Raw genomic sequence first — 21,598 nt, 5'->3', positions numbered from 1 at the left:
GAAGAGCCCATGTTCCTCACCCAACCCCTGCACAAGGGCCGCCGCGAGAAGGGCAAGGCCACCGCCGTGGTCTGCGGCAAGCAGCGGCTGAGCTATGGCGAGTTCACCGACCGCGTTTCGCGGCTCGGCGCCGTGCTCAAGCAACTCGGCATGCAGCCGGGCGACCGCGTCGGCATGATGAGCCTCAATTCGCACCGCTTCGTCGAATACTTCTTCGGCACCTGGTGGGGCGGCGGCGTCATCAACCCCGTCAACATCCGCTGGAACCCGAAAGAGGTCGCCTACTCGCTGGACGACTGCGACACCCGCATCCTGCTGGTCGACGATGTCTTCGCACCGATGGCCGGCGAGCTGCGCAGGCTCTCGGCCTCGCTGCGCACGGTGGTCTATTGCGGCGATGGTGCCGTGCCCGAAGGCATGCTCGGCTACGAGGCGCTGCTGGCCGATGCCGCGCCCATCGACGATGCACCGCACACCAGCGACGAGCTGGCCGCCGTGATGTACACCGGCGGCACCACGGGCCAGCCCAAGGGCGTGATGCTCACGCACGGCAGCCTGTGCATCAACGCACTGGGCACGGTGGCAGCATTGCCGCGCGACACGCAGGACGCGGTGGCCATCGTCGCCGCGCCCATGTTCCATGTGGCCGGTTGCGGCATCGCGCTGCAGAGCATGCTGCGGCTGGTGCCCGTGCATGTGGTGCCGGTGTTCGACGAGCTGGCGGTGTTGCAGACGCTGCAGTCGGCGCGCGTCACAGAAATGTTTTTGGTGCCGACCATGATCAAGCGAGTGATCGAGCATCCGCGCTTCGCGGAGTTCGACCTGTCGGCCCTGCGCCTGCTCTCGTACGGCGCGGCGCCCATCGACGCAGCGCTGCTCGACCAGGCCATGCGCGCCTTTCCGGGCACCGCGTTCGCGCAGGTCTACGGCATGACCGAGCTGTCGCCCGTGGTCACGGCGCTCCCGCCGCATTGCCACCAGCCCGGCCCGAACCGCGAGCGTTTGCTGCGCTCGGCCGGCACGCCCATCACCATCGCCGAAGTCCGCATCGTCGACGGCGAAGACAACGAGCTGCCCTTCGGACAGGTCGGCGAGATCGTCGCGCGCGGGCCGATGGTCATGGCGGGTTACTGGAACAAGCCGGAGCAAACCGAAGCCGCGTTGCGCGGCGGCTGGATGCACACCGGCGACGGCGGCTACATGGACGAAGAAGGCTATGTCTTCGTGGTCGACCGCATGAAGGACATGATCGTGAGCGGCGGCGAGAACGTGTATTCGGCCGAGGTCGAGAACGCCATCGCCCAGTTGCCGCAGGTGCTGATGTCCGCCGTGATCGGCGTGCCCGACGACAAGTGGGGCGAGCGCGTGCATGCGGTGATCGTGCGGCGCGAAGGCATGGCGCTCGATGCCGAGGCCGTCATCGCGCACTGCCGCGACCAGATCGCCAGCTACAAATGCCCGCGCAGCGTGGAGTTTCGTGATGCGCTGCCGCTGTCGGCGGCCGGCAAGCTGCAGAAGTTTCAATTGCGCGAACCCTTCTGGGCCGGCAAGGCACGCCGCGTCGGCTGACGCATCGACGCACCGGCGCCCGACAAAGAACACAACCCAAGGAAACCATCATGCCCATCGACTTCCGCCGCTCCTGGAGCGACGAAGACCTGGAGCTGTACCGCGACAACGTGGTGCGCTTCGTCGAAACCGAGGTGCTGCCGCACGACGAAGAAGCGCGCAAGCGCGGCCACGTGGGCCACGAGGTCTGGCGCAAGGCCGGCGCGCTCGGCCTGCTGTGCGCCGACATTCCCGAGGAATACGGCGGCGCCGGCGGCGACTTCCGCCACGAGGCCGTGGTCTACGAAGAGATGTCGCGCCGCGCGCTCAGCGGCATGGCCACGTCGGTGCATGCCATCGTGGCGCATTACTTCCTGAACCACGGCACCGAGGAGCAGAAGCGCCACTACCTGCCGCGCATGGCGCGCGGCGAGCTGGTCGGCGCCATCGCCATGACCGAGCCCGGCGCCGGCTCCGACCTGCAGGGCGTGCGCACGCGCGCCGAGAAAATACCGGACGGCGGCTACCTCATCAACGGCTCCAAGACCTTCATCACCAACGGCTACCTGGCCGGTGTGGTGCTGGTGGTGGCCAAGACCGATCCGGCGCAGGGCGCCAAGGGCACGTCCATCCTCATCGTCGAAACCGAGGGCTGCAAGGGCTTTCGCGTGGGCCGCGTGCTCGACAAGATCGGCATGAAGGCGCAGGACACCTCCGAGCTTTTTTTCGACGACGTGCGCGTGCCGGCCGATGCGCTGCTGGGCGGGCAGGAAGGGCAGGGCTTCTTCCAGCTCATGAGCGACCTGCCGTACGAGCGCACCATCATCGGCCTGAGCGCGCTCGCGGCCATGGAAGGCGCCTACCAGGCCACGCTGGACTATGTGCGCGACCGCAAGGCCTTCGGCAAGCCGATCGCCGAATTCCAGAACACCAAGTTCAAGCTGGCCGAGATCGCCACGCAGATCAAGGTGGGCCGCGCCTTCATCGACCGCTGCGTCGAAGACCTGGTGGCCGGCACGCTCGACACAGCCACGGCTTCCATGGCCAAGCTGTGGGGCTCCGAAACGCAGGGCCGCGTGATCGACGAATGCCTGCAGCTCTTCGGCGGCTACGGCTACATGAGCGAATACATGGTCGCGCGCATGTACGCCGACGCGCGCGTGCAGCGCATCTACGGCGGCACCAACGAGATCATGAAAGAGGTGATTTCGCGGGCGTTGTGAAGTGAAGGGCTGAGGCTTCAAGCAGGACAAGGGGTTTTCAGCGCCGGCAATCGCGGAACCACTGGATGTACACGCAGTGGCTGGCAGCGCACAGGAGGAAACGCTAGGCTCGGGGTTCAACGCCTCAAGTCGGCCACCAGATGATCTCCACACTCCTGACGATTGCCTTGCTTCACTGGCTCGTGCTTGCCACGCCCGGTGCCAATGTGCTTCTCGTGTCCCAGCTCGCAGCGAGCGGCCATCGCAAGAGCGCCTGTTTCGCGGGCTTCGGCGTTGCAGCCGTGGCCGTGACCTGGGCCGTGCTCGCCATACTCGGCGTGAACGCATTCTTTGCCTCGCTCCCGAAGCTGCGTTTCGCACTGCAGATGGCAGGCGGCATCTATCTTTGCTACGTCGCGATCCGCCTGTGGCGGTCCGCCGCATCCGAGATGGGAGGGCACAGCAAACCGCTCGCGCCATGGGTGGCATTTCGCCTTGGTTTTCTGACCAACATCATGAACCCGAAGTCGGCCTTGTTTTTCGGCAGCATCTTCGCGACGGTGCTGCCTCACGAGCCGAGCGCCTTGCTTTCTGCCGCGGCCATTGCATTGGTTTTTGTGAATGCGCTGCTGTGGCACACATTCCTGGCCGTGGCCTTCTCGCACCCGAGAGTGCAGGCGGCCTACGGCCGGAATCGTCGCTGGTTGAATCGAATCGCCGGTGCACTTGTCGGGGCGTTTGGTTTGCGCCTGTTGATTGCGACCACCAACGAAATGCGGTCGCGCTGAGGCAAGGCGCGCTGGAGCGATCTGGCGGGGAGACCCCTTCTCAGGACAATCGGCGCAGCTCCGCCCGCGCGATCTCGCGATGCGGGTACGAAGGCGAGAGGCCGATGAAGGTCGAGTACTTCTCGCGCGCCGCCGCCGTGTTGCCGGCGTCTTCCAGCTCCAGCGCCTCGATGGTGAACTGGGTGAAGAGCCGGTTGGCGTCTTCCTCCCTCGGCGAGGCCGCCAGCGACTTCGGCTGCAGCTCGGGCTGCAGGGCGTAGATGCGCCGCTGCACTTCGATCAGCTCGATCAGCGCGCGGCCGATGCCTTCGATGTTGTCGGAGACGGGTTCCAAATCTGTCGTGCGGACATCGGCCGCGGCCTGGTCCAGAAGGTGCGAAGCAACGCGCAGCAATTGGTGAAGAGACTTGAGCGTCGTCATTGGCAGGCGGCCCGTCGTGGGGTGGCCGTGGTGGCGGGCGCGCGCTGGCTGTCGGGCTTCGCGGCGTTGGCTGCGAAGCCGGTTCGGTATCGATCCATCAGTTGTCCTGTTTGGCGCCGGCGGCTGAGCGACCGGGCTTTTTCTTTGGAGGTGTTTGTTGTTGCTGCTGTTGCCGCTGCCGGCCGGCAGCGGCGGACGACGGCGATTCCTCGCCGCGCAGTTTTTCCGCGAGCTGCTTCGCGCGCTCGGCAATCGCCAGGCTCTTGGCCATGTCGGGGCCGTGCTCCTTCACCGAGAACGCCTTGCTCACCGAGCCCTTGCCCGCCGTGTAGGTGATGGCCAGCCAGTAGCCGGGATGCGCCGCGTGCGGCGACTTGAAATGAACGCCGCTCACGCCGCTGGTGTTGTTGCGCCGGGTGATCTCGGACTTGGAACGCTTGGGCGAGCGCGGGCCGTGCGCATGCGCCGACAGCCCCATGCGGATTGCCTCTTCAGCCGGATGCAGCCGCGCCAGTCCGGTCATGTGCTTGAGTTGCTGCGCGCGTTCGCGGATGGCCAGCGCCTGCGCCGCATCGCCCAGGCCGTCGACGGGAAAGTCGGCGCGCAGGATCTCGTCTTGTGCGATGTAGGTCTTGGCCATCCATCCGCGCACCTTGCCGCCGGCCGCGATCTGGTGGAACACGCCGGGTATGCCGGTGGTGTTGTTGGCCCGGGGCTTTTGCGCCCGCACGCGCCGCTCGACCGGCGGCACGCTCCTGACGATGAAATCGCGCCAGTCCTGCGCGTGAAGCAGCGCCTGCTCGACGCTGCCGTAGCTGGCCTTGCCGAACAGCTTGTGGTGGCGGATGCCGTTGCGAACCAGGGAAACTTCGAAACCCCAGGACCTGGGGTAAATGCCATACATGGCGGCCGGATTGGGGATACCTTTTGGCATTCTCGACGCGCTGATTGCTTCAGCCTTGCTGCTTCTCATGAACTCCCCGGTCCGCGCGGGGCTCATTGGCGCTCGCATTTCGCAGCTATTTTGGCCGAAGCCCGATGACGGTTTTGCGGGCTTCTGTTTTTTGGAAACAAAAGCGGGGGCAAGGCACGGAACTGTCACACGTCCTGCCTTGCTCCGGAGGTGGCCGCGTGTTGCTGGCGAAGCTCTTGCCGGGGCGCAAGACTGGATACGCCTGTAGCGTTCAGTTTCTGTTCGAGCTGCCGTTCGCGCTCGGCGATGGCCATGCGCTTGGCGGTGTCGGGGCCGTGTTCCTTGATGGAAAAAGCCTTGCTCACGCTGCCCTTGCCCGCGGTGTAGGTGATGGCGAGCCAGTAGCCCGGGTGCCCGACGTTGGGCGACTTGAAGTGCACCCCGCTGACGCCGCTGGAGTTGGTGCAACGCCTGATTTCGGACTTCGAGCGCTTGGGCGAGCGCGGCTCGGCAGGGTAGGCCGCAGGGGCCGTGCGGATCGCTTCTTCAGCCGGATGCAGCCTCGACAGGCCCGCCATGCGCTCCAGTTGCCGCGCGCGTTCCTCGATGGCCAGCGTTTGCGCCGCCTGGCCCATGGCGTCTACGGGGAAGTCGGTGCGAAGCACTTCGTCCTGCCCGATGTAGGTCTTGGCGACCCACGCCCGGACCTTGCCGCTGGACGTGACCTGGCAGAAGACGCCCGACACGCCCGTGGTGTTGTTGATGCGCAGCTTTTCGGCCCGCGTGCGCCGCGCCACCGGCGGCACGCTGCGCACGACGTCGTCGCGCCAGTCCTGCGCCTGCAGCAGCGCCTGTTCTTCGCTGCCGTAGCTGGCCCGCCCGAACTGCTTGTAGTAGCGGGTGCCGTTGCGCACGATCGACACCTCGAAACCCCAGGCACGGGGCGAAATGCCATACATGGCGGCGGGGTTGGGAATTCCTCTGGGCATGGTGGCTTCGTGCTTTGCAGCGCTCTCGACGTGAACAACTCCCCGAACCGGTGACCGGGCCCGCTGGCCGAACGATTCCACTGCCGCTCCGGAAGGCCGGTTTGGCGGGTGGAAGACTTGGCTCTCTGAGAGGAATGCTAGGGATTGCGCGGGGGCGGCGGTATCACCGGAATCCGTAGTAGTTGCGGTGGCGGGCGGCCCGGGCGGGTGCACCTACCCAGTTTGCGAAGCCACCGGTTTCAGGATGTATGCCGCGTTCAGGGCACCGCGCGGCGCGGCAGAGTCAGCCTCTAGCGGATCACGCCGAGCTTGCGCGCGATGGCCACCGCCTGCGTCCGGCTCTTCGCATCCAGCTTCATGTTGATGTTTCGCAGGTGCGTGCGCACCGTGCTGTCGGACACAAAAAGTTTCTCCGCCATCGCGTTGTTGGAGTACCCCTCGGCCAGCAGTTGCAGCACGCGGATCTCCTTGCGCGTGAGCGGCTCCTTCATCGCGTCGCCGGTCGGCGCCTCGGCATCGGCCGCTGCCGCCATCGGCCCGATCAGTTGCAGCAGCCGCTGAAGATAGTCCGCCAGGATCGGATCGCTGTTGCCGCCGCGCGACGATGGAGCTTCCTGCATCGCCGTGGCGTAGCGGTGGATCAGCGTGCCCACGGCCGTGCCTTCGTCCAGGATCAGCCGCACGAAACCTTCTTGGCTCGCGGTCTGCAGCACTTCGCCGATTTCTTCGATGGCCGCGGCCATGTCGCCCGCGCGTTGCAGCGCCATCGCGCGCAGCACCTTGAGCTTGAGCACGCGGCGGTTGTGCGCGCAGGCGCGCGCGGCATGGATCTCGGCGTCGAGCACGGCCAGCGCCGCGCGCGGGTCGCCGAACGCGATGTCCCAGCGTGCCCTGGCCAGCGCCAGATAGTCGAGGTCGTGCGCGGGCAGGCGCTGGCGGCGCTCGCGTTCCCACAGCGCGGGGTCGTCGGCGCGCATCAGCTCGTCGCGCGACGCGGGGCCGTTGCCCTGCAGCAGCAGCATGCGCGAGCGCTCCAGCTTGGCGCTGGCCACCACACGCGGCAGTTGCCGGTGGTGGCCCAGGTATTCGAGTTCGGTCAGCGCCTGGAAGGCCGCGTCGATGTCGCCGGCATGGAACGCGATGCGCGAGCGCATCACGTGGCTCAGGATCATGTGGTCGGGCAGGCCCACGTCGCGCGCCAGCGGCAGGTACACGTTCAGCAGATGGTCGGCCTGCACGAGCTGGTGGGTCTCGTACACGGCGCCGGCATACAGCACGCCGGCCCAGGCGTTGCCGTGGCTGTGGTTGTACGACACGGCATGGGTCGAATCGACCGCCATGCGCAGGCGCGCGGTGGCTTGCCGCAGCCGGCCTTCCTGCAGGTCGAACAGGCCGGCCAGCGACTCGGTGTACATGCGGTTGAAGGTGCTGCTGCCTTGTTCGCGCGCGGCTTCGAGCATGCGCCGCGCCTCGTGCTGGTCACCGCGCACGGCCAGGATGTGGGCCATGGCATTGAGCAGCACGCTGTCGGCAAAGGCCAGGCCGGTGGGCAGGCGCGACAGGCTCTGGCGGCCGATTTCATAAGCCTCGTCATGCCGGTCCTGCATGGCCAGCAGCAGCGGCACGAGCGTGTGCGCGCTCGCCCGCACTTCGGGAATGGGGCTGTCGAGGCAGCCCGATTGTTCGAGCATGCGCATCGCATCCCACGGGCCGTGCGTGAAGCAGGTGGCCCACAGCGCGATCGGCTGCAGGAACGGGTGTTCGCGCAGCTGGTGTTCGGGAATGGCCGAGAACCAGCGCGCGAGCATGCGCATGCGGCCCTGTTCGAGGAACTGCGCCGCATAGCTGTCGAGCAGGGTCAGCGCATACGGATGGTCGCCGCCTTCGATGGCATGGTCGATGGCGGGCACCGGGCGGTCCTGCGATTCGTACCAGCCCGAGGCCGCGAGATGCAGGCGTTCGATTTCGCCGGGTTGTTCGCGCGCCAGTTGCGCGCGCAGGAAGTCGGCGAACAGGCTGTGATAGCGCCATGCGCGGCCGTCGCCATCGCCGCCCACGGGCGTGAGAAAGAGGTTGGACGCCGCGAGCTGTTCGAGGATGGCGGCGCAGTCCACGCGCGGGTTCAGCGCCTGGCACACCGAGGCATCGAGCTGGCGCAGGATGCTGGTGCGCAGCAGAAAGTCGCGAATCTCCTTGGGCTGGTGCGCGAGCACGTCTTCGGCCAGGTACTCGGCCACCGCGCGGTCGGAGCCCGAGAAGCGCTCGACAAAACCGGTCTCGGTGCCGTGCCGCTCCAGCGCCATCGACGCGAGCCAGATCGCGGCCACCCAGCCTTCGGTCTTGCGGTGCAGTTGCGACAGCATGTCGGCGGGCAGCGCCTGCATGGCTGGGGCCGTGCGGAGGCCGAAGAAGGCGCTGGTTTCTTCCAGGCTGAAGCGCAGGCGGTCGGTATCGATCTCGATGAGCTGCCCGCGCGCGCGCAGCCGTCCCATGCCCAGGTCGGGCAGGCCGCGCGAGCCGATCACGATCTGCCCGCGGCGAGGCAGGTGCTCGACGATCTCGCGCACGAGGCCCAGCACCGCCGGCTCCTGCACCACCTCGAAGTCGTCGAGAAAGAGGGTGAAGGGCGCGTCGTGCGCGGCCAGCGCCGCCACCGCATCGAGCGGGCCGTTGGCATGCGGCTCTTCCACGCCCAGGCGCAGCGCGGCTTCGGCCAGGCAGTTCAGAAAGCGCGAGACGTCGTTGTCGGCGCGGTCCAGCGTGAGCCAGGCGGTGGCAATGCCCTGCGCCTCCATGCGCTCGCGGATCTGCGCCATGGCCGTGGTCTTGCCGAAGCCGGCGGGCGCGCGCACCAGCACCAGCTTGACGGTGGCCGCGGCGGCGATCTCTTCGCGGATCGCGGTGCGCGGCACCTGCGTGGCGGTGAAGGCCGGCGGGTTGAGCTTGGTTTCGAGAATCCTGGCGGTGGGAGGCGACATCGCGAACGGAAAAGGACAGAGGCGGCGCAAGGGCCGAAGCGGCCCGGATTTCCGTCGTTTCCGACGATGCCGCCGCCGATTCTGCTTCCTAAACTGGCTGGCGACAAACCCATTGCTCCATCGCCAACCACACCTCGCAAGGACCCTTGATGCAACTCGATTCCAGCATTGCCGCCGTCGTCACGGGCGGCGCATCGGGCCTGGGCGCCGCCACCGCGCGCCGCCTGGCCAGCCACGGCGTGAAGGTCGCGCTGTTCGACCTCAACGCGGAGCAGGGCGAAGCGCTGGCCAAAGAACTCGGCGGCGTTTTCTGCAAGGTCGACGTGACCTCCGAAGAGCAGGTCGATGCGGCCTTTGCCAAGGCCCGCGCCGCGCATGGGCAAGAACGTGTGCTGGTCAACTGCGCCGGCACCGGCAACGCGGTGAAGACCGCCAGCCGCGACAAGGCCACCGGCGAGATCAAGCACTTTCCGCTCGCCAACTTCGACCGCATCATCCAGATCAACCTGGTGGGCACCTTCCGCTGCATCGCCAAGTCGGCCGCCGGCATGCTCACGCTCGACATGCTGCAGGACGGCGAGCGCGGCGCCATCGTCAACACCGCCTCGGTGGCGGCACAAGACGGGCAGATGGGCCAGGCCGCCTACACCGCATCGAAGGCCGGCATCGTCGGCATGACGCTGCCGATTGCGCGCGACCTGATGGGCGAGGGCATTCGCGTCAACACCATCCTGCCGGGCATCTTCGACACGCCGCTGCTGCAGGGCGCGCCGGACAACGTGAAAGCGGCGCTGGCGGCGTCTGTGCCTTTCCCGAAGCGGCTGGGCAACCCGGCGGAGTACGCGACGCTGGCCGAGCTGATGATCACCAATGGGTATTTCAATGGCGAGAGCGTGCGGCTGGATGGGGCGATCCGCATGGCGCCGAGGTGAACGACGTGCGCGGGCGCGAATAGCCCACGAAAAGACAAAGGGCGTCCCTTGAATATGGGATGCCCCTGCTTCCTGGCTGTTACTACGATCGCCCAGCGATCGGGGGATCGCGTCAAGGAATGCCATGAGAACAAGAAACGGTGGGAGTTGCGTGTGGGCGCGTCGCGTGCTGCCCGTCTTCGTGGTCGCGGCACTGGCAGGGTGCACCTCGATGAAGCCCCCCACGCCCGAAAAGACCTTCGCCCAAGTTTCCAGGCTGGACAGCACCTCCAAGCTGCAAAAGACGGTGCTCTCGAGTGCCACGGACGATTTCTACGGTCGATACGAAAGCAGCGCGGACCCCACCAGAGCCAGCCCCGAAAATGCCCAGGCGATGCTCAACGCGGGGCGCGTCTTGATCGAGCTCAACTGCGAAGAGTACCTGGATGCCATCGGGCAGAGCGCTCAGGCGGCCGGCAACCTGCGGCAGCAGACCAACCTTGTCGGTGGGCTGTCATCGGCATTGATGGGCGTCGGTGGAGCTTCAGCCGGGGGAATTGCAGGCGTTGCTTCCACCTTCAGCTTTCTGGGGGCGAGCATGGATGCATATTCGGCGGCCTACCTTTTCGCAGATGCGGGGACTTCGGTCATCAAGCTGGTTCATTCCGCGCAAGAACTCTTCATGGACGAAGTCAACAGGAACTTGCAGAACACCGTGTTGGACCATACGGGTGCCATGCACATACTGATGGGCTATCAGTCGATATGTCGGCCCGCAAAGATCCGCGCGCTCGTCAACTCTGCCATCAGCAAGGCCCAGGTCGTGGCTGAAATTGCGCCCGACAACGGTGTCGATGTCGAAGTCACGAACGTGCTCGGACAGCTGAGGAGTGCTCTGAACACACCCGTCTCGGAAGCTGAGGCGATCAAGCTCTACGCTCGCATGCTGAAGCCGGATACAAAAGCTCCGCTGCCTGAAAATGAAAGAAAGCTCAGCGCGGCCCAGCTCGCGGAAATCTCCAACATTTTTCTTCCGCTGATGTTGCAGAACTCCAGGGTGGGACACCGCTGGAGGCTGGCGATTGCGGGTGCACAGCCTGAAACTCCTCTGGCGGTGCAGCAAGTGGCAATCTCTGCAAAAAGTGAAGCCAAGGACGCAGGACCCAAGGGGGTCGCCGCGAATACCGCAGGTGCGCTCGATGTTGCGCGCCAAACGGCAGACGTCGTCGTGAAGTCGAATGAAGCCATCAACGAGGTCCTCCGGGGCGGTAGCCTGGAGAAGGCCAAGGACATCGCAGACGCTGCAAAGATTGCTGCCGACAAAGCCTCGGAATCGCAGGAAACAAGCAGTACGACCCCTCGCGTTGCGCAGGCAGCGAAGACTGCCGCCGATGCGGCCCAACGGACAGCGATTGCCGCGCAGGGCGTGGTGGACAAAGCCATTGCGAGCAGGAACAGTCAGCCGCCCCGAATGAGCCAGTTCTCCTTGCCGATCATTGGCATTGCCCGTTGACGCGCTGAGCCTGTCTTGCGCCGCGGGCGCGCTCTCCAAAATCGTCCATTTCGACGACGCTGCGCATGGGCGCGGCATCAACAATTCTCCGAACCCCTCACGTCCACGGAGAACACCCCATGCCCGAAGCCTATATCGTCGCCGCCGCGCGCACCGCCGGCGGCCGCCGCAACGGCCGCCTTGCCGGATGGCATCCGGCCGACCTTGCCGCGCAGGTGCTCAACGCACTGGTCGAGCGCACCGACGCCGATCCCGCGTTGGTCGAAGACGTCATCATGGGCTGCGTCGGCCAGGCCGGCGAGCAGTCGGCCAACATCGCGCGCAATGCGGTGCTGGCCTCGCGCCTGCCCGAGTCGGTGCCGGCCACCTCGGTCGACCGGCAATGCGGCTCGTCGCAGCAGGCGCTGCACTTCGCGGCGCAGGCCGTGATGTCGGGCAGCATGGACATCGTGATTGCCGCCGGCGTCGAAAGCATGACCCGCGTGCCGATGGGCCTGCCCACCACCTTGCCGCTGAAAAATGGCCTGGGCTTCTACGTGGGCCCGCTCATGCAAAAGCGCTACCCCGACATCCAGTTCAGCCAGTTCACCGGCGCCGAGATGATCGCGAAGAACTACGGCATCGAGAGAGCCGAACTCGACGCCTATGCGTTGCACAGCCATCGCAATGCCATCGAGGCCACCAAGGCCGGGCGCTTCGAGCGCGAGATCGTGCCGGTGGCGGTGCGCATGGCCGACGGCACCGAGCCGGGCGAGTTGCACACCACCGACGAAGGCATCCGCTACGACGCCACGCTGGAGAGCATCGCCAGCGTCAAGCTCATCGCCGAAGGCGGGCGCTGCACGGCCGCCACCGCCAGCCAGATCTGCGACGGCGCGAGCGGCCTGATGGTGGTCAACGAACGCGGCCTGAAGACGCTGGGCGTGAAGCCGCTGGCGCGCATCCATCACATGAGCGTGATGGGGCACGACCCGGTGATCATGCTGGAGGCCCCGATTCCCGCCACGCAGCGCGCGTTGCAGAAGGCCGGCATGAAGATCGAAAACATCGACCTGTACGAAGTCAACGAAGCCTTCGCGCCGGTGCCGCTGGCCTGGCTGCAAACGCTGGGCGCCGACCCGGCGCGGTTGAACGTGAACGGCGGCGCGATCGCGCTGGGCCATCCGCTGGGCGCCTCGGGCACCAAGCTGATGACCACGCTGGTCCATGCGCTCGGCCAGCGCGGCAAGCGCTATGGCCTGCAGACCATGTGCGAAGGCGGCGGCATGGCGAACGTGACCATCGTCGAGCGGCTCTGAACCGCGGCGTGGCGCGGGCTATGCTCGCGGCCACATGCCGTCCACCGACTTTTTATCTTCTTCGCTGGCCACGGGCGTTCTTGCGCTCGTGCTGGCTTTCAGCGGCAATGCATCGGCCATGTCGGGCTGCCTCGACACCGCCGTGCAGATTCCGTCGCCGCCGCGCGCACTGGCCATGGCCGATGCGGCGCTGCTGGAGCACCAGGCCTTCGGCGGCCAGACCATGGATGCCGAAGGTCGCCTGACCGAAGTAGGCGACTACGAGGCCGAAGACACGCGGCGCACGGCGAAGGCGATGCCACCCTGGCAGCGTGTGCTCGGCTACTGGCGGGCCATCGATCCGCAGGACAGCAGGCTGCCGTCGCTGGTGCGGTTCGGCGGCGCGCATCCGGCGGACCGACGGCTGCTGACGCAGGCGCTGAACCAGTCGGCTACCGCCGCCGTCTCCACGCAAAACCCTGGCGGCGGACCCGACCAGGGGCTCGACGACGTTGGCCTGCGCGCCGTCGAAGTCGCGGTGAACCGAGTGGCCGTGATCGACTCGCCCTGGTCCGCCGCGTTCATCAGCTGGCTTGCGCGCCGTGCCGGGCTCAGCGACGAGGAGTTCGTTTTCTCGGAAGCGCATGTCGACTACGCCGGCGCCGCGTGGCAGGCCGGTGTGGCCGAGTCGCTGGGGCAGCCCACGCGCTCCGCGATGCGCGCCTGCGACCTGATGCGAACGCCGCCGCGCGTGGGCGACCTGGTCTGCCAGGCGCGGGGCGACGGTGCCGGGCTCGACACCTACGACAAGATCGGCGAGGTGCTGGCCACGCGCCCCACCGGCGGCGATGCGCTGCCGATGCATTGCGATGTGGTCGTGGCCGTCGATGCCACGGGCTTCGATACCGTGGGCGGCAATGTGGTCCAGTCGGTCACCCTGCGGCGCCTGGACTTTGCGCGCGGAACGAACCTGCTGGACCCGAGCTATCTGCCTGAGGGGTGCGCCGTGAGCGGTGCGGCGGGATGCGTCGACCGGCATATGAGCCGCCAGCCGTGGTCGCTGCTGCTGCAGTGGCGCTGAAGACAGGCCACTGCCTTGCCATGAATGAAGGCTATCGGTAGAACGCTTCGACCTTGCCCTTCAGCTTGAGCAGCAATGGGTGGCCCTTGCGGTCCACGGTCTTGCCCGACGGCACCTTGATCCAGCCTTCGCTGATGCAGTATTCCTCGACGTCGAGGCGTTCCTTGCCGTTGAACCGGATGCCGACGTCATGCTCGAAGACAGCCGCCACATGGTGCGGGCTGCGCGGGTTGGAGGACAGGTGGTCGGGAAGGGGTGGGAGGGGAGTGGCTTCTGTCATGGCGCCCGATGATAGGACCTGACGGCCAGCCGTTTCGCCGGGCGGCCGCGCTAACGCCGTTTCTTTTTCTTCATGACTTTGGCGGCCGGCTTGGGCGCAAAGCCCAGCGCGGCACGTGCCAGCGCGTCGGCCTCGCCATTGCGATGGCGCGGAATCCACCGGATGCTGGCCTGCTCGAAAGTGCCGAGCAGCGCGCGGGCGTCGTCGAACAGCTCGGCCATGCGCGCGATCGGCCTGGCGTGTGCCGCGCCGAGCTGCTCGACCAGGATGCTGTTGTCGCTGTAGGCCAGCACGGCCGTGGCGCCCTGGGCCCGCAACTCCTGCAGTGCCAGGGTCAGCGCCCTCAGCTCGGCTTCGTTGTTGCAGCCCGTGGTGTGCGTGGCCTGCGACAGCGTGCGGCGGCTGCCGTCAGGCGCGGTGATGACGGCACCGATGCCCATGCGGCCCGGGTTCGGCATGGCGCTGCCGTCGCAGTAGACGACCCACGGAAGGCTCTCGCTCATTCGTTCGCTTGTTCGTTCAGCAGTTGCTGCGCTTGATGCCCGCGAGGTTGCAGGGCCGCTGGCCCGGCGGCGGCCCGGGGTCGTGCGCATGCGGCGGCGGTGGCCGGCGCGCGGGGCGCCAGCCGTCGTAGTACGGGTCCGGGCTGAGCACGACGATGCCGGGGTCTTGCGCGGGTTCCTGCGCGGGGCGGGCATCGGGGTTGCGCGGAATGATGGACGGACCCGACGGCGTGGTCTGGGCCAAAGGGGGCGCAGCGTACGGCGCCGGTTGCGGCGCGGCGGCGGGCCGGCGTGCCTCGTCGGAGGGCGCGCGCTGCGCCGGCGGTGGTGGCGATTCGAGGATCGGCACCGGCCGCGACTGCCGGTTGCCCGCCGGACAGGCGCCATCGGTGTACGAGACGGCACCGTTGGCGTCCGTGCAGCGCACCACGTCCGCGTGCGCGCCCGACGCCATCGCGAGGATGGAGAAAAGGAGCGAGAGGGCCGGGATGCGCATGGGCAGAGGTTAGCGGGGATGCGGGGCTGGGGCAATCGGATCGAGGCGCTTCACCGGTCGCTGCGCGGCTACCAGTCCACGAGCTGCGAGGCGAGAACGACGAAGGTGCTTTCACCGGCAGAGGACGCCACATCCCATGGACGGGTCGTGCTGACGCGCGCCAGTGAACGTCCTGCCGCGTCCGTCAGCTCGGCTTCGATCTCGCAGGCGATCGAACCCGGACGCGGGTAGCTGCTTTCCGGACCCAGGGGCTCGGCCGTGACGACGGGGCCTTTCTCGACGAAGAGATGAACCCAACCCTTGGCGTCGACCAGCTTGCATTCAACCCAGCCGGGCTGCGCGTCATCGACCCAGCGGGAGATCTCGATGGCGATGGCTTTCGTCCCCGCTTCCGCGCAGGAGCGGGTCGCAACGCGCGCCGCGCCGCAGGCCGCGCAGTAGTTGGCAACGGGCGTGCGAAGCGGCTTGCCGCACGCGTGGCAAGGCGCTCCGTAAAGACTCAACCGGTGATGCAGAAGTGCATTCGGATTGGTCTCCTTGAAGCCGGTGATGCGCTCATACGCCGCCAACGATTGGTAGCCCAAGCCTCGCTCCTTCGCCTCTGACAGCGTACATCCGGTTTCTTCGCGGTATTGCTTCACTTGGGCGATGAAGCCCATTGGATTGACGATCTGCCATTCGTCTTCCGTGAGCATCGGCATGTCGGCGTTGCAGCGCCAGCAGTAGATCGTTCGGGGCATTCGGGATGGGCTATTCAGGTGTGGTTTGAACGAGGCGTTTCGACACGGGCATCGAAAGCCGCGCCACCAGCGTATCGCACACCTGCGCATAGTCCGCCCAGAACCGATGCATGCCTGCTTCTCCCCGCAACCCGCGCCGGCGTGCATAGGGTGTCTGTTCGATGTACGCGGCGACCTTGCGTGTCCAGTCCGGACCGCGAAATTTGGCGGTGGCTTGCGAATGAACCATGGCGTTGGCAGGTCGCAGGTAGATGAAGCTCGGCTGCAGTGGGCTGACGATTTCTTCGAAGCGCGCGAAGTAGCCCGGGATGCCTTCCCGGTCTTGCTCCAGCATGAAGCGCACCGTGCTTTGAAAGGCACTGCCTTCGAGAATGTGCAGCGTGTCTTCGGATCGGGCCCGGTCTGCAAAGCGTTGCCAGCCTTGCAGGCAGAGCAAGGGGAAGTCGTCATGCGCCTTGCATGCGCCGAGCGCGTGAGGATGCACCGGGTGGTCTGCCGCTTCTTCCAGATGCCATTCGCTGGCGCGGCCGGCCAGCCGTTCGACTTCACACAGGTGCTTGGCCAGCGTGGTCTTGCCGCTTCCGGGCAAGCCTTCGATGAACACTACGCGCTTCACGGTTCACTGCGCCAGGCAGGCCTGGGTCACCGAAAGGATGCGCTTGTCCATGTGTGCCTCGAAGTGATTTTCTGGGGCGCATTCTGCCCGGGCAGCTGCTGCCTTCCGCATCAGGACGGCCTTGCGCGAATTCGCACGGCACCGCTCGCAAGCACGACGCCCGGCACGACAAGTGCCAGAGCCAGCAGCACCGCACCGGTGACCGGTTCGTTCATCCAACACGCGGCACCGAGCGTGGTCAGCACAGGCACCAGCGCGGCTGACAGCGACGCACGCGACGCACCCAGCCGCGCGACCGCCACCATGTAGACCACCAGCCCCAACAGGCCCGCGACCAAGCCTTGCCCGACAGCCTGCAGTGCAACGTCCGGCCATGGGGCGCTGAGCAGCTTCGGCGCACCGGCAAAGAAAAGCACGGGCAGCAGGAGCAGGCTCGACCATCCGTTGACGAACGCCGCGCCCTGCCACGGCGTGAGCCCGCAATGCGCGAAGGCCAGCGAGTGCACTGCCCACAGCATGGCCGCAGCAAGAAAGAGCAGGTCACCCCGCCAGTCGAGCGAGCCGGAACGGAAGCTGCCCGCTGCAAACAGCAGCATGCCGATCGCAATGCAGGCCAGCCCCAGCAAGCGGATGCCGCCGATCTTCTGCCCCTTGTGAAGCCACGCGCCGAGAGCAGTGAAGAGCGGCAGGCTGCCCGCCATGAAGATGCCCATGTGGCTCGCGGGTGCCCAGCGTGCACCGGCCAGCACCAGCAGGCCGAAGGGCAGGCCACCGCCGATGACGAGCAGAACGAGCACGATGCGCGGGGCCTTCGGTGGAACCATTCCTTTGCCGAACCACAGCGGACTGAGCAGCAACGCGGGGATGCCATAGCGCATCAGTGCCAGCTCCATCGGGCCCAGCGTGGTGGTCACGCCGTGGCGCGAGACGAGTTGCCATGCGCTGCCGACGAAGGCAGCCGTCAGTGCGGCGATAAAGCCTGTGAAAAGGTTGCGGTCCATTGCGGCGAGTCTCGCGACCGCGCCGCGTGGCGGCTATCAGATTCGTGCGCCCAGCGTCCGCCGCGCTTCGCCGAGTGTCACGCCAACCTCTTGCCTGAACACCGCGCCCAGATGGCTCTGGCTGCAATAGCCCAGGTCGTGCGCGATGCCCGCCAGCTCATGGTCGCCGTCGACCAGCCGCTCCATGGCCGAGGCCAGCCGCAGGTGCTGGCGGTACTGGTGCAGGCTCAACCCGGTTTGTTGCCGGAAGCTGCGCGCCAGATGAAATGGCGAGCGCGATACCGCGTCGGCGACATCGTGCAGCGACACGCGCGTGCCGCGATCGGCGGTTTCCGCCACCAGCCGCCGCGCACGGGCGACCGCACCCGTCAGTGGCACTTGCGGGCGCGAGGTGCCGAGTGCTTCGACCAGTGCCGCGACGTCCGCTGCGCCTGTGCCGTTCACCAGAAGCTGTCGCTGTGCGACATGGAGCCTGTACAGCGACTTCGGCCGCAGAAAGCTGAAGCAGGGCGCGGCATCCGCAGGCAGCGGTGAAGCGTGTCCGCTGACCACCATGCTTTGCCGTGCGGCGTGGGCGTCGGGGCGCATCTGGTAGACCGTCGCATCGGCGAAGTGCATGGCGGTGAGCCCGTCGACCAGCCAGGTGCCGGTCCCCGAGCGCACATCGAACATGGTGCGGCCCATCGGGAAGACGATGCGTTGCGAGGCCACGGTGTAGAGCGCGCTCCACTCGGCGCGCTGCGCGTGGAAGCGCACGTGCTCCACCGCGAACTCGTGTCCGGTGTAGAGGAGCGTTCGTTCCTTGGGCATCGTGTGGTTTGGCGTGGCGTGGGCGATGGGTTCCGGGCGCATTCTCCTGCCGCGCGGGCCGCACCGCCATCAGGCAAATGGATAGGGGCCTTCCATCGCGCCGATGTGGCTCACATGGCTCACCATGCCGTGCACCTCGTCCCACAGGTGCAGCATGCAGCCCGGCCGTCCCTTGTACGAAGTCGGAGCCGCGTCGGGCGCCAGCCGCAGCGCGATCTCGGTCGTGCTGCTGGGGCAGGAGCACACGACAGTGCCGGCCCAGCGCCGCAGCATCGTGCGATGCACATGCCCGCACAGCACACGCTCCACGTTGTCGAATGCACGCACGATGGCTTCGAGCGGCGCCGTGTCCATGTAGCGGTATGCGTCCATGTAGGGAATGCCGCTCATGAACGGCGGGTGATGCAGCATCAGCAGCGTGGGCTTCTTGCGGTCGGTCGCCAGCGTGCGTTGCAGCCATGCAAGGCCTTCGGCATCGACGCCGCCGTGATGCAGGCCGGGAATGCAGGAGTCCAGCGCGACGATGCGCACCGGGTGGTCGTCGATGCAGTAGTGCAGCGCGCCGGTGCGCGGCAGGTAGGCATGGTCCGCGAAGGTCGCGCGAAAGTTCTCGCGGTGGTCGTGGTTGCCGGGAATGACGAGGTATGGAATCTCCAGCCTGGCGAGCCGGGTACGCACTTCGGCGTATTCCTCCAGCCGCCCTTCATCGACGAGGTCGCCTGTCAGCAGCACCAGGTCGGGTCGACGGTCCAGTGCATGCAGGTGATCGATGGCCTCGTCGAACATGCGGTTCGAGTCGGCAACGCCCTGGTAGAGCTGCCCGGCGGGCCGGACGTGGGGGTCGGAAATCTGTGCGATGAGCATGGAAAGGGCGCCTTGTGGTTTCCCATCATCAAGCAGGTTCCGTTCCTTCCTGCGCCCGCGCGCAGGTTCAGAGTTCAGACCCCGACGAACTGCGCTACGTCGGCCAGCGGCGCGCGCTCGGTCACCAGTGCATCCAGCGGCCTGCTGCGGTCCGCGTAGCCGATGGCCATGCCGGTGAACAGCATGCGTTCGGGCGGCAGCGAGATGAATTGCCCGATGGTCTGCGGGTAGATCGCCCAGCATTCCTGCGGGCAGCTGTCCAGGCCTTCGGCGCGCAGCAGCAGCATCACGTTCTGCAACATCATCCCCAGGTCGGACCACTGCGGCGGCCCCATGCGGCGGTCGACGCTGCAGAACAGCGCGAGCGGTGCGCCGAAGAACTGGTAGTTGCGCGCAAACCATTCGCGCCGCGCCGCCTTGTCTTCGCGCGGAATGCCCAGGCGCGCATACATCGCCTCGCCCACCGCGAAGCGGCGGTCGCGGTAGGGCGCGACCAGCTCGCGCGGGTAGATGTCGTACTCGCTGCCTTCGCCGGCCGGCGCTTCATGCACGCGGGTGCGCATGAGCGCCTTGAGTTCAGCCAGGCTGTCGCCGCCCACCACGTGCAGGTGCCAGGGCTGCAGGTTGCCGCCCGAAGGCGCACGCAAGGCCTGTTCGACCACGCGGCGGATGACGTCGCCCGGTACCGGCGTGTCTAGAAAATCGCGCACCGAGCGGCGGGTGGCCACGGCGTCCTGAACGTTCATGAAAAAAGGTCCTCGTGATGCCCCGGCGCTGGGTCTGGTCCGGCATGGCGCAGCCATGTTAGGGGCAACCCTCGGGTGGCTTCAATCGTCCGTTCCGACGATGGGGCGCACGATGGGGGCTGCCTACCATTTCCGGCGCACAGGAGACACACACATGCTCGGATTGATGCAAGACCGCCCGCTGCTGATCTCGTCGTTGATCGACCACGCAGCCACCTTCCACCCGCACGCGGAGATCGTCGGACGCACCGTGGAGGGGCCGGTGCATCGCACCAACTACGCGGAGCTGCGGCGCCGCTCCAAGCAGGTGGCCAATGCGATGAAGGTGCTGGGCATCGAGCCCGGCGACCGCGTCGGCACGCTGGCATGGAACACCTACCGCCACCTGGCGCTGTACTTCGGCGTCTCGGGCGCGGGCGCGGTGCTGCACACGGTCAACCCGCGGCTCTTTCCGGAGCAGATCGACTACATCGTCAACCACGCCGAAGACAAGGTGCTGTTCTTCGATGCCAACTTCGCGCCGCTGGTCGAGAAGCTCGCGCCCGGCCTGAAGTCGGTGCGCGCCTTCATCGCCATGACCGACCGCGCACACATGCCCGCCATCGACGTGCCCAACCTGCTGTGCTACGACGAGCTGATCGGCGCGCAGAGCGAGGACTACGCCTGGCCCGAATTCGACGAGCGCACCGCCTCGTCGCTTTGCTACACCTCGGGCACCACCGGCAACCCCAAGGGCGTGCTGTATTCGCACCGCTCCACCGTGCTGCATTCGCTGATGGAATGCGCGCCCGACACCTTCGGCGTCAACTCGCGGATGACGCTGTTGCTCGCGGTGCCCATGTTCCATGCCAACGCCTGGGGCATGCCCTATGCGGCGGCGATGACCGGCATGAAGCTGGTCATGCCCGGCCCGCACATGGACGGCCAGAGCCTGTACGAGCTGATGCGCGATGAAAAGGTGGGCTTCTCGCAGGCCGTGCCCACCATCTGGATGATGCTGTTCCAGTACTTCGATGCACACCCTGAAATCGACACGCGCGCCCTGGGCCTTCAGCGCATCGGCGTCGGCGGTGCCGCCACGCCGCGCGCCATGATCGAGCGCTTCGAGCGCGACTTCGGCGCCGACTTCGTGCAGGGCTGGGGCATGACCGAAACCAGCCCCATCGGCGTGATCGGCAACCTGCTGCCAAAGCACTACGCGATGCCGAAGGAAGAGCAGATGCGCGTGAAGATGCGCCAGGGCCGCGGCGTGTGGGGCGTGGAGCTGAAGATCGTCGGCGAAGACGGCCAGCGCCTGCCGCACGACGGCAAGGCCTTCGGCCACCTGCACGTGCGCGGTCCGTGGATCGCGAGTGGTTACTTCAAGAGCGAAGGCGGCCCGGTGCTCGACGCCGAGGGTTTCTTTCCGACAGGCGACGTCGCCAACATCGACGAAGACGGCTATGTGCAACTGGTCGACCGCGCCAAGGACGTCATCAAGTCGGGCGGTGAATGGATTTCGTCCATCGACCTGGAGAACGCCGCGAGCGCGCATCCGGCCGTGGCCGAGGCGGCGGTGATCGGCATTGCGCATCCGAAGTGGCAAGAGCGCCCGCTGCTCATCGTGGTCAAGCGCCCCGGCGTGGAAGTGACGGGCGAGGAACTGCTCACTTTCCTTTCGGAGCGAGTGGTGAAGTGGTGGCTGCCGGACGACGTGGCTTTCGTCGACAGCCTGCCGCATACAGCCACCGGCAAGCTGCTCAAGACCAAGCTGCGCGAACAGTTTCATGGGTATGTCGCAGCCAAGTCAGTTTGATGACTTGTTCGATTTTTCTGTGGACAACTCTGTGGGTTGTCGGGGGAGGCGGGGTGGCAGAGCGAGGATTGACGGGGCTTCCCACCACGTTGCCTGTTGAATAGGCAGTCCCTCCGGCTGGGGAAA

At 66.7% G+C, this 21,598-nt stretch carries 21 protein-coding genes; 8 read left to right on the top strand and 13 right to left on the bottom strand.

All coding sequences use genetic code 11. The features are described 5' to 3' along the window. Window positions 1-9: 9 nt before the first annotated feature. The 3 genes from ACSFB7_RS21755 to ACSFB7_RS21745 all read left to right on the top strand — a co-directional run bounded on the left by ACSFB7_RS21755 (window position 10) and on the right by ACSFB7_RS21745 (window position 3,538). Window positions 10-1,569, top strand: coding sequence for a long-chain-fatty-acid--CoA ligase (locus ACSFB7_RS21755; protein ID WP_435473832.1), 1,560 nt, complete (start codon window positions 10-12; stop codon window positions 1,567-1,569). Between the two features lie 50 nt (window positions 1,570-1,619). Then, window positions 1,620-2,771, top strand: a complete 1,152-nt coding sequence (locus tag ACSFB7_RS21750; RefSeq protein WP_435473830.1) for an acyl-CoA dehydrogenase family protein — start codon at window positions 1,620-1,622, stop codon at window positions 2,769-2,771. Window positions 2,772-2,911: 140 nt separating this feature from the next. Continuing rightward, complete coding sequence (locus ACSFB7_RS21745; RefSeq protein WP_435473828.1) at window positions 2,912-3,538, top strand: LysE family translocator; 627 nt, start codon at window positions 2,912-2,914, stop codon at window positions 3,536-3,538. A 40-nt stretch (window positions 3,539-3,578) separates the two neighbouring features. On the opposite strand, the gene ACSFB7_RS21740 is transcribed toward ACSFB7_RS21745, so the two are convergent. The 4 genes from ACSFB7_RS21740 to ACSFB7_RS21725 all read right to left on the bottom strand — a co-directional run bounded on the left by ACSFB7_RS21740 (window position 3,579) and on the right by ACSFB7_RS21725 (window position 8,839). Beyond that, window positions 3,579-3,959, bottom strand: a complete 381-nt coding sequence (locus tag ACSFB7_RS21740) for a hypothetical protein (RefSeq protein ID WP_435473826.1) — start codon at window positions 3,957-3,959, stop codon at window positions 3,579-3,581. 97 nt (window positions 3,960-4,056) lie between these two features. Then, the gene (locus tag ACSFB7_RS21735) at window positions 4,057-4,893 is read right to left on the bottom strand and encodes an AP2 domain-containing protein (RefSeq protein WP_435473824.1); all 837 of its coding nucleotides are present in this window, start codon (window positions 4,891-4,893) and stop codon (window positions 4,057-4,059) included. Window positions 4,894-5,057: 164 nt separating this feature from the next. Further along, on the bottom strand, window positions 5,058-5,861 hold the full coding sequence (locus ACSFB7_RS21730) for an AP2 domain-containing protein (protein ID WP_435473822.1): 804 nt from the start codon (window positions 5,859-5,861) through the stop codon (window positions 5,058-5,060). A 290-nt stretch (window positions 5,862-6,151) separates the two neighbouring features. Continuing rightward, entirely contained in the window at window positions 6,152-8,839 is a 2,688-nt protein-coding gene (locus ACSFB7_RS21725) for a winged helix-turn-helix domain-containing protein (protein ID WP_435473820.1), read from the bottom strand. A gap of 149 nt (window positions 8,840-8,988) precedes the next feature. Between ACSFB7_RS21725 and ACSFB7_RS21720 the strand changes: the two genes are divergently transcribed. The 4 genes from ACSFB7_RS21720 (at window position 8,989) to ACSFB7_RS21705 (ending at window position 13,621) form a co-directional block, all read left to right on the top strand. Then, window positions 8,989-9,771: an SDR family NAD(P)-dependent oxidoreductase gene (locus tag ACSFB7_RS21720; protein ID WP_093246642.1), complete on the top strand. Its 783-nt coding sequence runs from the start codon at window positions 8,989-8,991 to the stop codon at window positions 9,769-9,771. A gap of 211 nt (window positions 9,772-9,982) precedes the next feature. Continuing rightward, complete coding sequence (locus tag ACSFB7_RS21715; RefSeq protein ID WP_435473818.1) at window positions 9,983-11,263, top strand: hypothetical protein; 1,281 nt, start codon at window positions 9,983-9,985, stop codon at window positions 11,261-11,263. A gap of 119 nt (window positions 11,264-11,382) precedes the next feature. Continuing rightward, window positions 11,383-12,561: an acetyl-CoA C-acetyltransferase gene (locus tag ACSFB7_RS21710; RefSeq protein WP_435473816.1), complete on the top strand. Its 1,179-nt coding sequence runs from the start codon at window positions 11,383-11,385 to the stop codon at window positions 12,559-12,561. A 34-nt stretch (window positions 12,562-12,595) separates the two neighbouring features. Next, complete coding sequence (locus ACSFB7_RS21705; protein WP_435473814.1) at window positions 12,596-13,621, top strand: DUF2272 domain-containing protein; 1,026 nt, start codon at window positions 12,596-12,598, stop codon at window positions 13,619-13,621. Between the two features lie 31 nt (window positions 13,622-13,652). On the opposite strand, the gene ACSFB7_RS21700 is transcribed toward ACSFB7_RS21705, so the two are convergent. The 9 genes from ACSFB7_RS21700 to ACSFB7_RS21660 all read right to left on the bottom strand — a co-directional run bounded on the left by ACSFB7_RS21700 (window position 13,653) and on the right by ACSFB7_RS21660 (window position 19,677). Next, a complete protein-coding gene (locus tag ACSFB7_RS21700) occupies window positions 13,653-13,901 on the bottom strand; it encodes a DUF3297 family protein (protein ID WP_187112304.1) in 249 nt (82 codons plus the stop codon). A gap of 50 nt (window positions 13,902-13,951) precedes the next feature. Next, window positions 13,952-14,404 (bottom strand): ribonuclease HI family protein, encoded by a 453-nt coding sequence (locus ACSFB7_RS21695; protein WP_435473811.1) that lies wholly within the window; start codon window positions 14,402-14,404, stop codon window positions 13,952-13,954. 16 nt (window positions 14,405-14,420) lie between these two features. After that, window positions 14,421-14,900, bottom strand: coding sequence for a DUF4124 domain-containing protein (locus ACSFB7_RS21690; protein ID WP_435473810.1), 480 nt, complete (start codon window positions 14,898-14,900; stop codon window positions 14,421-14,423). Between the two features lie 68 nt (window positions 14,901-14,968). Further along, the gene (locus ACSFB7_RS21685; protein WP_435473808.1) at window positions 14,969-15,640 is read right to left on the bottom strand and encodes a hypothetical protein; all 672 of its coding nucleotides are present in this window, start codon (window positions 15,638-15,640) and stop codon (window positions 14,969-14,971) included. Between the two features lie 10 nt (window positions 15,641-15,650). Continuing rightward, the gene (locus ACSFB7_RS21680; protein ID WP_435473806.1) at window positions 15,651-16,256 is read right to left on the bottom strand and encodes a P-loop NTPase family protein; all 606 of its coding nucleotides are present in this window, start codon (window positions 16,254-16,256) and stop codon (window positions 15,651-15,653) included. Between the two features lie 110 nt (window positions 16,257-16,366). Further along, window positions 16,367-17,257, bottom strand: coding sequence for a DMT family transporter (locus ACSFB7_RS21675; RefSeq protein ID WP_435473804.1), 891 nt, complete (start codon window positions 17,255-17,257; stop codon window positions 16,367-16,369). 36 nt (window positions 17,258-17,293) lie between these two features. Next, window positions 17,294-18,067: a helix-turn-helix domain-containing protein gene (locus ACSFB7_RS21670; protein ID WP_435473802.1), complete on the bottom strand. Its 774-nt coding sequence runs from the start codon at window positions 18,065-18,067 to the stop codon at window positions 17,294-17,296. A gap of 69 nt (window positions 18,068-18,136) precedes the next feature. Next, window positions 18,137-18,931, bottom strand: a complete 795-nt coding sequence (locus ACSFB7_RS21665) for a phosphodiesterase (RefSeq protein WP_435473800.1) — start codon at window positions 18,929-18,931, stop codon at window positions 18,137-18,139. Window positions 18,932-19,005: 74 nt separating this feature from the next. Beyond that, window positions 19,006-19,677, bottom strand: coding sequence for a nitroreductase (locus ACSFB7_RS21660; protein WP_435473798.1), 672 nt, complete (start codon window positions 19,675-19,677; stop codon window positions 19,006-19,008). A gap of 154 nt (window positions 19,678-19,831) precedes the next feature. Here ACSFB7_RS21660 and ACSFB7_RS21655 point away from each other — a divergent pair, with 154 nt between their 5' ends. Then, window positions 19,832-21,472, top strand: a complete 1,641-nt coding sequence (locus ACSFB7_RS21655; protein ID WP_435473796.1) for a 3-(methylthio)propionyl-CoA ligase — start codon at window positions 19,832-19,834, stop codon at window positions 21,470-21,472. Window positions 21,473-21,598 lie beyond the last annotated feature (126 nt).

This window comes from Variovorax raffinosi (genome assembly GCF_051216615.1).
Lineage (GTDB): Bacteria > Pseudomonadota > Gammaproteobacteria > Burkholderiales > Burkholderiaceae_C > Variovorax.
The sequence above is the reverse complement of the archived record's forward strand: the minus strand, read 5'-3'. Positions and strand labels throughout refer to the sequence as shown.

Excerpts from the sequence above, each read along its gene's own strand:
- ACSFB7_RS21755 (WP_435473832.1), top strand. The coding sequence starts at position 10 with ATGTTCCTCACCCAACCCCTGCACAAGGGCCGCCGCGAGAAGGGCAAG.
- ACSFB7_RS21750 (WP_435473830.1), top strand. The coding sequence starts at position 1,620 with ATGCCCATCGACTTCCGCCGCTCCTGGAGCGACGAAGACCTGGAGCTG.
- ACSFB7_RS21745 (WP_435473828.1), top strand. The coding sequence starts at position 2,912 with ATGATCTCCACACTCCTGACGATTGCCTTGCTTCACTGGCTCGTGCTT.
- ACSFB7_RS21740 (WP_435473826.1), bottom strand. The coding sequence starts at position 3,959 with ATGACGACGCTCAAGTCTCTTCACCAATTGCTGCGCGTTGCTTCGCAC.
- ACSFB7_RS21735 (WP_435473824.1), bottom strand. The coding sequence starts at position 4,893 with ATGCCAAAAGGTATCCCCAATCCGGCCGCCATGTATGGCATTTACCCC.
- ACSFB7_RS21730 (WP_435473822.1), bottom strand. The coding sequence starts at position 5,861 with ATGCCCAGAGGAATTCCCAACCCCGCCGCCATGTATGGCATTTCGCCC.
- ACSFB7_RS21725 (WP_435473820.1), bottom strand. The coding sequence starts at position 8,839 with ATGTCGCCTCCCACCGCCAGGATTCTCGAAACCAAGCTCAACCCGCCG.
- ACSFB7_RS21720 (WP_093246642.1), top strand. The coding sequence starts at position 8,989 with ATGCAACTCGATTCCAGCATTGCCGCCGTCGTCACGGGCGGCGCATCG.
- ACSFB7_RS21715 (WP_435473818.1), top strand. The coding sequence starts at position 9,983 with ATGAAGCCCCCCACGCCCGAAAAGACCTTCGCCCAAGTTTCCAGGCTG.
- ACSFB7_RS21710 (WP_435473816.1), top strand. The coding sequence starts at position 11,383 with ATGCCCGAAGCCTATATCGTCGCCGCCGCGCGCACCGCCGGCGGCCGC.
- ACSFB7_RS21705 (WP_435473814.1), top strand. The coding sequence starts at position 12,596 with ATGCCGTCCACCGACTTTTTATCTTCTTCGCTGGCCACGGGCGTTCTT.
- ACSFB7_RS21700 (WP_187112304.1), bottom strand. The coding sequence starts at position 13,901 with ATGACAGAAGCCACTCCCCTCCCACCCCTTCCCGACCACCTGTCCTCC.
- ACSFB7_RS21695 (WP_435473811.1), bottom strand. The coding sequence starts at position 14,404 with ATGAGCGAGAGCCTTCCGTGGGTCGTCTACTGCGACGGCAGCGCCATG.
- ACSFB7_RS21690 (WP_435473810.1), bottom strand. The coding sequence starts at position 14,900 with ATGCGCATCCCGGCCCTCTCGCTCCTTTTCTCCATCCTCGCGATGGCG.
- ACSFB7_RS21685 (WP_435473808.1), bottom strand. The coding sequence starts at position 15,640 with ATGCCCCGAACGATCTACTGCTGGCGCTGCAACGCCGACATGCCGATG.
- ACSFB7_RS21675 (WP_435473804.1), bottom strand. The coding sequence starts at position 17,257 with ATGGACCGCAACCTTTTCACAGGCTTTATCGCCGCACTGACGGCTGCC.
- ACSFB7_RS21670 (WP_435473802.1), bottom strand. The coding sequence starts at position 18,067 with ATGCCCAAGGAACGAACGCTCCTCTACACCGGACACGAGTTCGCGGTG.
- ACSFB7_RS21665 (WP_435473800.1), bottom strand. The coding sequence starts at position 18,931 with ATGCTCATCGCACAGATTTCCGACCCCCACGTCCGGCCCGCCGGGCAG.
- ACSFB7_RS21660 (WP_435473798.1), bottom strand. The coding sequence starts at position 19,677 with ATGAACGTTCAGGACGCCGTGGCCACCCGCCGCTCGGTGCGCGATTTT.
- ACSFB7_RS21655 (WP_435473796.1), top strand. The coding sequence starts at position 19,832 with ATGCTCGGATTGATGCAAGACCGCCCGCTGCTGATCTCGTCGTTGATC.